Consider the following 12,520-nt stretch of genomic DNA (forward strand, 5'->3'; position numbering starts at 1 on the left):
CTCATGCGTGGTTGTGGAGTTCGATGACAGTCTGATCTGGGTTGAGTTCGGTGTCACGGCGCTGCTTCATGGAATCGCTCCGCTCTAACGATAGACGCTCCAGATAGGCATCGTCTATGTCTCCCGTCACGTAATCCCCGTCGAACACAGAGCAGTCAAATCGCCCGATGGAGGGGTTGCCTTCCCGGGCGCTGGTGATGAGATCGCTGATCCGCTGGTAAACCAGCATGTCGGCACCGATCAGGCGTCCGACTTCCTCTTCAGTCCTGTTGTAGGCGACAAATTCATTGGGCGTCGGCATATCGATGCCGTAGACGTTGGGAAATCGAATGGCGGGCGCCGCGCTGGCGATATAGACCTTGCGTGCACCCGCTTCACGCGCCAGCTGGATGATCTGCTGGATGGTGGTACCGCGAACGATGGAATCATCGACCAGCAGCACGTTCTTGCCTTTGAATTCGAGCTCGATCGCATTGAGCTTCTGGCGGACAGACTGCTGGCGTAACTTCTGACCGGGCATGATGAAGGTCCGGCCGATGTAACGATTCTTGATGAAGCCTTCCCGGTATTTCACGTTCAGCTGGTGGGCCAGCGGCAGTGCCGCGGTACGCCCGGTGTCCGGAATCGGAATGACCACGTCGATGTCGTGATCGCCGTTGGGAAATCTTTCGAGGATCTGCTCTGCCAGATGCTCTCCCATCCGCAGACGGGACTTGTAGACCGATATCCGGTCCACTATGGAGTCGGGTCTGGCCAGATAGACATACTCGAATATGCAGGGTGTGAGCTCCGTCTCCTGCGCACAGACCTGGGTGTGCACCTGCCCGTCGTTGGTTATGAACACGGCCTCCCCGGGTGCGACATCGCGGATCAGCTCGAAGCCGAGGGTGTCCAGCGCGACACTTTCTGACGCCACCATGTAGTCGTATCCTGTGGCGGATTCCCGTCGACCGAACACCAGAGGACGAATCCCGAACCGGTCCCGGAAAGCGACGACGCCACACCCCACGATGAGCGCAACTGCCGCGTATGCACCTTTGCAGCGACGATGGACACCGGCGACGGCATTAAAGACATGCGAGGGATCCGGCCGCAGGGCCCGCTGGATCTGCAGTTCGTGTGCGAAGACGTTGAGGAGCACTTCGGAGTCGCTGTTGGTATTCACATGACGGAGGTCTTCCTGAAAGACCTCCGCCTGCAGGGTGTTCGAGTTGGTGAGGTTGCCGTTGTGGGCAAGCATGATGCCGTAGGGCGAATTCACGTACATGGGCTGGGCTTCCGCCGAGCTGGCACTCCCTGCCGTGGGGTAACGCACATGCCCGATTCCAACAGTGCCGATCAGCCGCTGCATGTGATGCTGCTGGAACACATCACGAACCAGTCCGTTACCTTTGCGCAGGTGCAGACGCTGGCCATCACTGGTGACCATGCCGGCGGCGTCCTGGCCGCGATGCTGCAGGCCGGTCAGGGCATCATAAATCTGCTGATTGACGTTCTGTTGACTGACGATTCCAACGATACCGCACATGTGTTCAGACCTGTTCCGAGACTTCTGAAATTACATCCTTGCCTTTCTGAAACAGCTTCAGAACATCCTGTTCGAAAGCCAGCAGCTCAGGCGCGATACGGCTTGCACGCCACCAGTCGCTTTCCTCGACAAAGGGTCGTGCAGCGATCAGAGCAACGATGCAGACCAGCACCCCGCGCGCGCTGCCGAAAAGAAAACCGAGAAAGCGATCGGTTCCCGTGAGTCCGGTGGTGGTGATCAACTGCTTCACCAGCCACTGCACGATACCCCCGACAATGAGCGTGAGCAGAAATATGATGAAGAAAGCAGCAATCAGCCGCACCGAGTGGTCGGTGATCTGACCGGACAGCAGCTCTGCAGCGTCCGGCGCAAAAAACAGGGCGAGCAGGAATGCGGCGAGCCAGGTACCAAGAGACAGAACCTCGCGGAAGAGTCCGCGCACCAGCCCGATGACTGCGGAAAGCAGCACCACGATCAGGATAACGATGTCAGCGGCGGCCATCAGTTTGCAGCCATCTGTCTGTGGTTGATCATCAGTTGGCGAAAGCCATCACGCGCGCTTTGACCGACAGCATCTGCGCCAGTTCTTTCTGCAGGGTTTCTGCATCTGTCTGACTCAACAGAGGCCCTACACCCACTCTGCTCATCACACTTTCACCGGACCGAGCCGTAGAAATGAATGCTTCGAAGCCCTGCTCGCGGAGTTTGTCGCGCATCCTGGAGGCGTTCTCGGAATCGGAAAAACTCGCCACCTGCACTGCCCAGATCCTGGTTTCAGGCGTCGGGGTCGTCAGCACCGGTTCGCCGATGCGGGTGCCATCGGTAGTGGAGAAACCTTCCTGGTCGTAGCGACCGCGCAGTTCGTCCGCACGGGCAACGATCTCGCTGTCTGGTGCGACCGTATCCAGTGCGGTGACTTCGGGCGATACGGTGACCACTTCGAGAGGCTCGATCTCCAGCGGAGGTTCGCCTTCGCCGTCAAAGATCATCGGCAGGCAGATGATGAGGACAGCCAGCAGAAACAGGCTGCCGGTCACCCGATAGCGAGTCTGTTCGTCCATCTTTTCCCGCATATACTATCTGGCTTCGCGTAAGTGATTTCGTGCCTGCTCCACCACGCTGAACGAACCGAACACGAGAATAGCATCCTTCGCTCCGGCACACGACACGGCGGCGTCACAGGCATCCCCGAAACGGTCGAATGTTCCGATCCCGGTGTGGGCGGCACGCTGCCCAGCCCGCCCTTTCTCCAGACCGGAGACAAGCTGCTCGGCAAGGCTGGCGGCACTCTGCCCTCTGGGTCCTGTGGTGTCCACAGTCAACCACTGCCGGACTATGCCATCGAGTGCAGCTGCAGCTCCCGCGGCGTCCTTGTCCGCCAGCATGCCGCACACGGCCACAAAGCGTTGCTCAGGAAAGCGGCGCTCCAACTGCTGGCGCAGAAAATCAGCCCCAGCTGGATTGTGCGCGACGTCCAGAATCAGGCTCACACCCTGCACCTTGTACAGCTCCATGCGGCCGGTCAGCGACAGTCCACTCATGGCCTGCACGATCTGCGGATCTGACAGCTGCAGATGGCTGGACAGTGCGGCAATGGCCAGTGCGCAATTGGCCGGCGCAAGATCGCTGCGGGGAATCCGGATTCCAGCACGCCGGGATGATCGATATACCCAATCCCGGGGAGACTCCTGGATGCTGAATTCCCTGCCGAGGCGCTGCACCGAACAGTTGAGATTGTCTGCTGCAGCAATGACGGAATCTGTCACAGCCCCCACGACCACCGGCTGGCCCTGACGGAACACGCCCGCCTTCTCCCGGCCGATCTGCTCGAGATCACTGCCGAGCCAGTCCTGATGGTCCAGTCCGATGCTGGTGACGATCGCGCGGTCCGCATCGACGATGTTGAAGGCATCCAGGCGTCCGCCGAGTCCGACTTCGAGTATCGCCAGATCGACCCGGGCCTGCCTGAAGCCGAGCAGCGCCACCAGGGCGGAAAATTCAAAATAGGTGAGAGTTTCCTGGTCTCTTGCCGCATCCACCCGGGCAAACAGGTCGGCCAGCGCAGCATCATCGAGTGGCACGCCGCCGATACGAACCCGCTCATTGAAGTGGTGTACGTGCGGTGACAGGGTTGTGCCGACCTTCAGACCGGCGGTCAGACCCAGGGCTTCGGCGGCAATTGCCGTGGAACCTTTCCCATTTGTTCCTGCAATGATGAGACTCAGTGGTGCGGGCCTGAGCACACCCAGCCGTTCCGCCACGCGGCGCACACGCTCCAGGCCGAGATCCACCGATTTGGGGTGAATGGACTCCGCGAATTCGAGCCAGTCGGCGAGGGACTTCGTGCGGTCGATCGAACTTGAGGGATCTGCCTGCATTTCTGCTAGCCCGGGCTCCCGGCATCGAGCGCAGTCCGAATCGAAGCAACCTGCGCGGTCAACTCCTGCAGTCGAAGCGTGGAATTCTGCTGGCAGGCCATGGTATTGACCAGCGCGCTGCCGACCACCACACCGTCAGCGTGGCGGGCGACCGCACTCGCCGTCCCGCCATCCTTGATACCGAACCCAACCAGTACCGGCAGGGGGCTGGCCGCGCGCAACTCACTCACCTTTGCTGCAACCGATTCCGCGATCAGATGACCGGCTCCTGTAGTGCCTTTGAGGGACACGTAATAAATGAAGCCGCTGGCATGGGAGGCAATCATCCGGGCACGCTCAGTGGTCGTCGTTGGCGCTACGAGGAAGATGAGATCGATGCCGTGCGGCGCGAGTTCCCCCTTGAGTTCTTCCGCCTCTTCGGGTGGCAGATTGACCAGGATCAGTCCATCCACACCCGCTTGTGCGGCGGCACCGGCGAAAGCTGCAAACCCCATGGCCATGACACTGTTCAGGTAACCCATGAGAATTACCGGAGTTTCCGCATCCTTCTCCCGGAAACCCGCCACCAGCTTCAGGCAGCCACGCAGAGTCATCCCGCTGGCCAGACCGCGTTCGGATGAAGCCTGGATCGTAGGTCCTTCCGCTTCCGGATCGGAAAACGGTATGCCGAGTTCGAGAATGTCTGCACCACCGGCGACGAGGGCATGCAGTGCGGGAACAGTCGCTGCACTGTCCGGATCACCGGCGGTGATGAAAGTGGCCAGTGCCTTGCGACCGCTGGATCGAAGTGTCTGCAGACAGCCCGTCAGGCGGCTCACAGTGCTATTCCATCGATGTCAGCGACGGTGAGGATGTCCTTGTCGCCGCGGCCGGACAGATTGACGATGATGATCTGTTCCGGATCCATTGAACCCGCATGCTCGGAAACCCAGGCGAGCGCATGGCTGGATTCGAGTGCGGGGAGAATACCCTCCACACGGTTGAGCAGACGGAAGGCGGCCATCGCCTGGTCATCTGTCACGGCGCTGTATTCGGCGCGTCGAATGTCCTTGAGGTAGGCGTGCTCCGGTCCGACACCCGGATAATCGAGGCCGGCCGAGATCGAGTGCGTCTCGATGATCTGGCCGTCGTCGTCTTCCATCAGGTACGTGCGGTTGCCGTGCAATACACCGATGCGGCCGGCATTCAATGGAGCTGCGTGGCGTCCTGTCTCGATGCCGTCGCCGCCGGCTTCCACTCCCACCATTCGCACACTGGCGTCATCGATGAAAGGATAGAACAGTCCGATAGCGTTTGAACCACCGCCCACGCAGGCAACGAGTACATCGGGCAGACGCCCTTCGGCTTCGAGACATTGAGCGCGAGCCTCGGTGCCGATCACCGACTGAAAATCCCGAACCAGCATCGGATATGGATGCGGACCCGCAACGGTGCCGATGATGTAGTGGGTGTCGTCCACGTTGGTTACCCAGTCCCGCAGGGCTTCGTTCATGGCGTCCTTCAGGGTCCGGGAGCCGGAGTGCACGGGGATCACTTCCGCGCCCAGCAGCTTCATCCGGTAGACGTTGAGACTCTGCCTTTTGATATCTTCAGCACCCATATAAACCTGGCACTTGAGACCGAGCCGGGCGGCGACCGTTGCAGTTGCGACCCCGTGCTGTCCCGCTCCGGTCTCCGCAATGACCCGGGGTTTACCCATGCGTTTGGCGAGCAGTGCCTGGCCGATGGTGTTGTTTACCTTGTGGGCGCCGGTGTGATTGAGATCTTCCCGCTTGAGGTAGATGCGCGCGCCACCCAGATGCCGGGTCAATCGCTCGGCACAGTACAGCGGTGTCGGCCGACCCACGTAGTTGGCCAGATCGCGACGAAACTCGGCCTGAAACTCAGGATCCTTCGATGCTGACTCATACAGCTCGGTGAGCTGATCCAGCGCATGCATCAGGGTTTCCGCAACGAAACGGCCGCCATGCTGGCCGAAGTGGCCGCCGATGGGCTGGTCGTATCTGTTAGCGCCGTCCATGTTCGATTCCTGTGTTGACTGAAGCCTGAGGTCAGCTGTCCCGTCGATCCGCCGCATGTACGGCGGCCACGAACCGGGCCAGTCGATCCGGGTCTTTTACACCCTTGACCGGACCCTCGACGCCACCGGCGACATCGACCCCGAAGGGATGTGTGAGTCGAATGGCCGCTTCGACATTGTCCGGCGTCAGGCCCCCCGCCAGCACCAGGGGCCACGGGGACCTCTGCGGCCACAGCGACCAGTCGAAAGGCCGGCCCGTGCCGCCTGCCTGTCCGGGAATGTAGGTATCGAGGAGCAGCAGACAGGCGTCCGGATACTCTTCGGCCAGCAGCGACAGGTCGATGGGATTGCGCCCGACACTGACCACCTTCATGTACGGTAAACCGAAACTGCGGCACAGTGCGCCGGGCTCAGCACCATGAAACTGCAGCAGATCGATGTCGACGCTGCGCAGCACCTGTTCGACTTCGGCAATGCCGGAATCCGCAAACAGGGCAATCCGCTGCAGCCTGCCTTCGACCTGTCCGGCGATCTCTGCGGCGGTTGCGATTCCCACAGCCCGCGGGCTGGAAACGACAAAATTCAGGCCAAGGGCATGGGCGCCGACCCGGGCCACCGCCTCGGCATCTTCAGGACGGGTGATTCCACAGACCTTGATTCGGGTTCCGGAGCACTCTGTCATCTTTGCTCACTGTCCGCACCGCCGGGTGGGGTGAGAAAGCGCGCTAGTCTAACGAAGGCGTGCGGGGATGAAAAACGCTTTGAGGGCCGTGCGCCCATCCCCCGCCTGCAGGGCCCGGATCATGGCGCCGGGAGGTCTTCAGAACCGGTCTCTTTAAAACCGGTCTCTTTAAAACCGGTCTCTTTAAAACCGGTCTCTTTAAAACCGGTCAAGGCTGCCGAGGGCGCGCAGCAGTCCGGGCAGTCGGCCACCCGGCAGGTGCTCGTGCGGATATCGCACGTCCACAAGGTAGAGGCCCCGGGCCGGTGCTGTCGCAGGTGCCCTGCTGCGATCGCCGGCCCGCATCAGTTCCCGGATCCAGGACAGGCTGCCGCGTCCCTGACCGACCTGCCACAGTGCACCGGCGATATTACGGACCATGTGGAGCAAAAACGCATTGGCGGTGATGTCGATGACCACGAAGGATTCGAACCGGTGTATGGCGATGCGGTGTACACAGCGAAAGGGTGAGCGGGACTGGCAGCCTGCTGCCCGAAATGTGCTGAAGTCATGTTCGCCCACCAGTACAGCCGCGCAGCGGTGCATGGCGTCGTCGTCCAGAGGTTGACTGCGTACTGCGTAAGCATCCAGCAGCGTCGAGCGCCGTGCATCTTCGTAAAAGAGATACATATAGCGCCGTGCGGTCGCATCGAAGCGGGGATGGAAGGATGTCTCGACGGTCCGGGCCCAGTGTACGTTGAGCGTCGCCGGCAGCAGGGAGTTGACACCATCCAGCCAGGCGCGTGGTGGACGCTCAGCGGCAGTTTCGAAGGCCACAACCTGGCCGGTGGCATGCACGCCCGCGTCGGTTCGTCCGGCGGCGGCGAGCTGGATAGGCTCATCGGCAATCTGACTCAGCGCAATCTGCAGGGTTTCCTGCACACTGGGCACCTGGAGCTGCTGCTGGTACCCGTTGAAGGCGCCGCCGTCGTACTCGACGCCGAGGGCCACTCGCATCGGAATGGCTTCCTAAAGGGCTTCCAGCATCGACTGGGCACGCTGCTGCTGTTCGGAGTTGCCCTCGTCGATGACTTCCTTAAGGATGTCCCGGGCACCGTCTGCGTCGCCCATATCGATGTAGGCCCTGGCCAGATCCAGTTTGGTATTGGCGCTGTCGCCTTCATCGTCGAATTCGAATTCCGAGCTGTCATCGAGGCTCAGTTCATCGAGGGCGGCCACAGCATCATCATCGGATTCGCCATCGATGGTCAGGGTATCGGTGTCTTCACGGTCCGGGTTGAAGTCGATACCCAGATCGCCGCCCAGTTCGTCACCTGCACCTGATGTAGGGGGTGACTCAACCTCCTCATCGGTGGCGGCGTCGTCAATTTCCAGCTTGAAGTCGATGGGTCGGTCACGGGGTTCGACTTCTTCAGCCGCCTCCGCCTGGCCGTCGAGTCCGGTATCGAAATCCAGCGCATCTGCCGCGGTTCGGGTAGTGGTTGCCGCCCTGCTGGCGATCGCTGTGCTCGCCGGCTCGTCGGGTTCCTGAACCATTTCGTCCAGGGAGATGGGGCCCTCACCGAACCGTGCCTCGAGATCCCTTGCAGTCAGCAGCGCATCCTCTTCGTCGCAATGCTCGATCAGCGCGGCCATGTGCGTATCGAAGGCTTCCCGATCACTGGTTTCCGCATAGACTTCGAGGAGCTTCAGGCGGACATCATTGCGGGTTGCGTCTTCGTCGAGGACACCCAGCAGCAGGCCGATGGCCTGGGGGTAGCGGCCATAGGCGATATAGATGTCAGCCTCACCGATGACATCGCTGGTTTCCGAATCCGGTACTTCGTGTTCGCTGCTGTCCGCTTCCCGGGCAACCGGCTCCTCGTCTTCGAAATCCTCCAGGTCGGCTTCGGCCGGGGTACCGGAAGCCTGACCAAGGGCGGGCTCGTGGCGGTCTTCGCTGATGGCTTCGCTGTCCGCATAGAAATCATCTTCTTCACGACGGCGGCGAGCGCGCACCATCCAGCCGGCCAGAAGCAAAACCAAAGCACCCACTCCGCCGTAGAGTACGAGGGGTGATTGCCACCAGGCCTGGTCCGGCCGGGGCGCTGCACTTTGGTTTTGGCTCTGGGCAGGTGCGCTGGCAGCCTGCTGCTGGGCTGCGGCCAGTTGAGCCTGGAGTTCCGCGATCTGCTGATCTTTGACTTCCAGTTGTCGTTCCTTGACAGCGATCTGATCGCTCGCGATATCCTTTTCGCGATCGAGCTGGGATGCCAGCTGTTCCACTTCACGGGCGAGCCTGTCGTTTTCCTCCAGTATGGCCGCTGACTGGCCGCTGCCGCTGGCATCTGCCACACCGACGACGCTGTCGCCATCATCGGCAATGATTTTCAGTTCGCCGTCTGTCTGTCGCGCCGGCGTGGTTCCTGTGCTCCGGCTGGAGGCATCGACCGGACTGCGCGACGTTGCGGGAGCAGCGTCCGCGGTCCGGGTTGTCTGAGTCGTGGATTGGGTTTCTCCTCGACTTGCGATCTGTTCACCACGGTTGATGGCCTGCCATTCGCTGTTCTGGCGGGAGACCTCAGCCAGCGCTTCGCCGTCCGAGAGGGCCAGTGCCTGTCTTTCGTCGGGCAGGCGCAGTGAATAACCGGCCTTCAACAGATTGATGTTGCCGTTGATAAAGGCATCGGGATTGAGCTGCTGGATCGCGAGCATGTTCTGTTGCACGCTCACCGCAGCAGACGGTCTGCTGCGGGATGCGATTGACCAGAGGGTATCGTCCCGGTCCGTCATACGGAACTCGTTGCCGACCACGTCTTCATCCAGTGCGCTGGTGGCGCCATCACGCGCGACCGAGGCCGCGGGTGCAACCTGCACCCGGTCCGCCGGCCGGCCCTGACCGGCGGAGCGCTGCACCTGACCCGAGCCTGCGGCTGCGCGATCCTGGGCAGGGGCTCTGACGGCCGGTGCTGCGGCGGCACTGAAGGTCGGGGGATCAAGCAGTACGGTGTACTCCTTGAGCAGTCGACCACTGGGCCACAACACCTGGACCAGGAAGTTCAGATAGGGCTCGGTGATCGGGCGCGAACTGGTGATCTGCACCTGTGCGGAACCGTTCGCTGCGCTGATCACCTGGAACTTCAGGTCGGTCAGGAAGAAGAAACGCTCGACACCGACCCGATTGAAGTCCTCTGTCGATGCGAGGGAGACCAGCACTTCATCCGGCTGCAGGCCCTGTGCGTCGAGCAGTTCGATGCTGGCCACAAACTCCTCGTTGAGGGCGGATTGCAGATCAATTTCGCCGAGTCCCAACGACCATGCGGGGGTCGACATGGCAAAAACAGCCATACCGACCACGCAGATTGCGCCCGAGCGCAACCTATTGAGCAAAAACCTAACCATAGGCGCCCCCTGTCGAGTACCAGTTAATGGAGTGCCGAGACCGGCGCTTTGAGGTGCTGCTGCCAACCGGGTTGCCATGCGCACAACGGCCCAGTGCAAGCTGCCTTGCATAGGTCATCGCAGGGGTCTCACCACCGCAGTGTGTTTTGAAAGCCTGTTCACGGGAAATCCATGTTCCTGACAAGCAACGGTAACCTAGAAACCCAGGCTGAAAATTGCAGTAAGTATCAATTATGGCAGTTCTTTTTGCCTTTTGGGTACCCATCTGCAGGCTGTTTCTACCCGGCCACTCAAACACCAGGTAATGCGTACAGATTCACGAAACTGCCGTGCGCTGTGCACGCTGCCTGCACCAGAAGCGCGAGGGTGCGCGAGGTTTGTACCTCAACCCAGATGTTTTAGCAAAATTTCCGCAATCTGTACGCTGTTGAGGGCAGCGCCTTTACGTACGTTGTCGGAGACAACCCAGAGGTTCAGGCCTCTCGGATGAGAGATGTCTTCGCGGATGCGGCCGACGAAAACCGGGTCAGTGCCGGCGGCCTGGCCCACGGGGGTCGGATATCCGCCTGGTTCCCGCTCGTCCACCAGCTTCACACCGGGGGCCCGGGACAGCAGTTTGCGGGCTTCTTCGGGGGTCAGTTTGCGCTCCGTTTCTATGTGTACGGCTTCGGAATGGCCGTAGAAAACTGGTACCCGCACACAGGTCGGGTTCACCTGGATGCTGTCATCTTCGAGGATCTTGCGGGTCTCCCAGACCATCTTCATCTCTTCCCGGGTGTAGCCGTTGTCCTGGAATTTGTCGATCTGGGGCACAACGTTGAAGGCGATCTGCACCGGCATCACCTTCGCTTCAATGGGCTTGGTGTTCAGCAGATTCGTGGTTTGCGCGGCCAGTTCGCGGACACCGCCCGCGCCGGCCCCGGATACCGCCTGGTAGGTGGCCACATTGATCCGGGTGATACGGGCGGCATCGTGCAGCGGTTTGAGTGCCACCACCATCTGTATGGTCGAGCAGTTGGGGTTGGCGATCAGATTCCGCGCTCGAAAGTCGGCCACACGCTGTGGGTTCACCTCAGGCACAACCAGGGGCACATCGATTTCATTGCGGAAATGGGAGGTGTTGTCGATCACCACACAGCCAGCGGCACCAGCCCTGGGTGCATATTCGGCCGATATGGCACCACCTGCGGAAAACAGCCCGATCTGTACCTGGCTGAAATCGAACTCATCGAGCCGCTTGACGGTAAGGTATTTGCCGTTGAACTGCAGGCGCTTGCCCGCCGAGCGCTCGCTGGCGAGCAGGTGGAGACTCCTCACCGGAAAATTTCTGCTGGCCAGAATCTCGATCATCGCCTCGCCCACAGCACCGGTCGCACCGACGACGGCTACGTCGAACCCTTCACTCATGACAGCTGCTCCAGTTCGGTCAGCACTCTGTCACCCATGGCGATGGTGCCGACGACTTCAAATTTTTCCGAGTCCGCGTCTGCCGCCGGCGGACAGATGTCGGCCGTCCGCACGCCCTGCTCGAGTACCCGGCCCACAGCCCTTTCGATCTGATCGGCGGCCGCAGGTGCATCCAGACTGTAACGACACATCATGGCCACCGAGAGGATGGTCGCGAGCGGATTGGCCTTGTCCTGCCCTGCTATGTCCGGTGCGGATCCATGCACGGGTTCGTACATGCCGGTGCCGTCTGCAGCCAGGGAAGCCGACGGCAGCATGCCGAGGGAGCCGGTAAGCATCGCCGCGACATCCGACAGGATATCGCCGAACATGTTGCCGGTGACGATCACATCAAACTGCTTGGGCGCCCTGACAAGCTGCATACCGGCATTATCCACGTACATGTGACTGAGCTTCACATCCGGATAGTCGGCGCCCACCTGTTCGACGACCTCCCGCCAGAGCTGGGTCACCTCCAGCACATTCGCCTTATCCACCGAACACAGACGGCCACCCCGCTTACGTGCCAGTTCGAACGCGACCCGGGCGATTCGATCGATCTCGTGTTCTGAATAGACATAGGTATTGAAGCCGCGGCGTTCGTTATTGACGATTTCGATGCCCCGGGGCTCACCGAAATAGATGCCGCCGGTGAGCTCGCGAACTATGAGAATGTCGAGTCCGGCCACCAGTTCAGCCCGCAGCGAGGACGCGGAAGCCAGAGGCTCGAAAAGGATGGCCGGGCGCAGATTGGCGAACAGTTCGAGACCCGAACGCAACCCGAGCAGACCCCGCTCGGGACGGGACAGCGTGGGCAATTTGTCCCACTTCTCGCCGCCAACGGCACCGAGCAGTATGGCCCTTGCGGATCGCGCTCTGGCCAGGGTCTCCGGGGGCAGCGGGACACCGGTGGCGTCGATGGCCGCGCCGCCGACCAGGCCCTGTTCCAGTTCCAGACCCAGACCGTTGCGCGCAGCGACCGTTTCCAGCACGCGGACGGCCACACTTACCACCTCCGGACCGATTCCGTCACCGGGCAGCACCAGGATTTTCTGCAGTGCTTTTTCTACAGGCGCAGTACTCAC

General features: G+C 61.0%; 11 protein-coding genes. All 11 read right to left on the reverse strand.

Features of this window, described 5'->3' with window-relative positions:
- Position 1 precedes the first annotated feature (1 nt).
- Positions 2 to 1,528, reverse strand: coding sequence for an amidophosphoribosyltransferase (gene purF, locus R3E82_06140; GenBank protein ID MEZ5550445.1), 1,527 nt, complete (start codon positions 1,526 to 1,528; stop codon positions 2 to 4).
- A 4-nt stretch (positions 1,529 to 1,532) separates the two neighbouring features.
- Positions 1,533 to 2,030 (reverse strand): CvpA family protein, encoded by a 498-nt coding sequence (locus R3E82_06145; protein ID MEZ5550446.1) that lies wholly within the window; start codon positions 2,028 to 2,030, stop codon positions 1,533 to 1,535.
- A 31-nt stretch (positions 2,031 to 2,061) separates the two neighbouring features.
- Positions 2,062 to 2,589, reverse strand: coding sequence for an SPOR domain-containing protein (locus R3E82_06150; protein ID MEZ5550447.1), 528 nt, complete (start codon positions 2,587 to 2,589; stop codon positions 2,062 to 2,064).
- A gap of 15 nt (positions 2,590 to 2,604) precedes the next feature.
- Positions 2,605 to 3,906: a bifunctional tetrahydrofolate synthase/dihydrofolate synthase gene (gene folC, locus R3E82_06155; protein ID MEZ5550448.1), complete on the reverse strand. Its 1,302-nt coding sequence runs from the start codon at positions 3,904 to 3,906 to the stop codon at positions 2,605 to 2,607.
- Positions 3,907 to 3,911: 5 nt separating this feature from the next.
- Entirely contained in the window at positions 3,912 to 4,724 is an 813-nt protein-coding gene (gene trpA / locus R3E82_06160) for a tryptophan synthase subunit alpha (protein ID MEZ5550449.1), read from the reverse strand.
- On the reverse strand, positions 4,721 to 5,926 hold the full coding sequence (gene trpB, locus R3E82_06165) for a tryptophan synthase subunit beta (GenBank protein MEZ5550450.1): 1,206 nt from the start codon (positions 5,924 to 5,926) through the stop codon (positions 4,721 to 4,723). The genes trpA and trpB overlap by 4 nt, the downstream gene beginning before the upstream one ends.
- Before the next feature lie 31 nt (positions 5,927 to 5,957).
- Entirely contained in the window at positions 5,958 to 6,608 is a 651-nt protein-coding gene (locus R3E82_06170) for a phosphoribosylanthranilate isomerase (protein MEZ5550451.1), read from the reverse strand.
- Positions 6,609 to 6,806: 198 nt separating this feature from the next.
- On the reverse strand, positions 6,807 to 7,604 hold the full coding sequence (gene truA / locus R3E82_06175; protein ID MEZ5550452.1) for a tRNA pseudouridine(38-40) synthase TruA: 798 nt from the start codon (positions 7,602 to 7,604) through the stop codon (positions 6,807 to 6,809).
- A 12-nt stretch (positions 7,605 to 7,616) separates the two neighbouring features.
- Positions 7,617 to 9,920: a FimV/HubP family polar landmark protein gene (locus R3E82_06180; GenBank protein MEZ5550453.1), complete on the reverse strand. Its 2,304-nt coding sequence runs from the start codon at positions 9,918 to 9,920 to the stop codon at positions 7,617 to 7,619.
- A 453-nt stretch (positions 9,921 to 10,373) separates the two neighbouring features.
- Entirely contained in the window at positions 10,374 to 11,396 is a 1,023-nt protein-coding gene (locus R3E82_06185; GenBank protein MEZ5550454.1) for an aspartate-semialdehyde dehydrogenase, read from the reverse strand.
- On the reverse strand, positions 11,393 to 12,520 hold the full coding sequence (leuB, locus tag R3E82_06190) for a 3-isopropylmalate dehydrogenase (GenBank protein ID MEZ5550455.1): 1,128 nt from the start codon (positions 12,518 to 12,520) through the stop codon (positions 11,393 to 11,395). Before leuB ends, R3E82_06185 begins: the two co-directional genes overlap by 4 nt.

Source organism: Pseudomonadales bacterium (assembly GCA_041395945.1).
GTDB lineage: Bacteria > Pseudomonadota > Gammaproteobacteria > Pseudomonadales > Azotimanducaceae > SZUA-309.

Excerpts from the sequence above, each read along its gene's own strand:
- R3E82_06180 (MEZ5550453.1), bottom strand. The coding sequence starts at position 9,920 with ATGTCGACCCCCGCATGGTCGTTGGGACTCGGCGAAATTGATCTGCAA.
- truA (MEZ5550452.1), bottom strand. The coding sequence starts at position 7,604 with ATGCGAGTGGCCCTCGGCGTCGAGTACGACGGCGGCGCCTTCAACGGG.
- R3E82_06185 (MEZ5550454.1), bottom strand. The coding sequence starts at position 11,396 with ATGAGTGAAGGGTTCGACGTAGCCGTCGTCGGTGCGACCGGTGCTGTG.
- R3E82_06170 (MEZ5550451.1), bottom strand. The coding sequence starts at position 6,608 with ATGACAGAGTGCTCCGGAACCCGAATCAAGGTCTGTGGAATCACCCGT.
- folC (MEZ5550448.1), bottom strand. The coding sequence starts at position 3,906 with ATGCAGGCAGATCCCTCAAGTTCGATCGACCGCACGAAGTCCCTCGCC.
- R3E82_06145 (MEZ5550446.1), bottom strand. The coding sequence starts at position 2,030 with ATGGCCGCCGCTGACATCGTTATCCTGATCGTGGTGCTGCTTTCCGCA.
- purF (MEZ5550445.1), bottom strand. The coding sequence starts at position 1,528 with ATGTGCGGTATCGTTGGAATCGTCAGTCAACAGAACGTCAATCAGCAG.
- R3E82_06150 (MEZ5550447.1), bottom strand. The coding sequence starts at position 2,589 with ATGGACGAACAGACTCGCTATCGGGTGACCGGCAGCCTGTTTCTGCTG.
- trpB (MEZ5550450.1), bottom strand. The coding sequence starts at position 5,926 with ATGGACGGCGCTAACAGATACGACCAGCCCATCGGCGGCCACTTCGGC.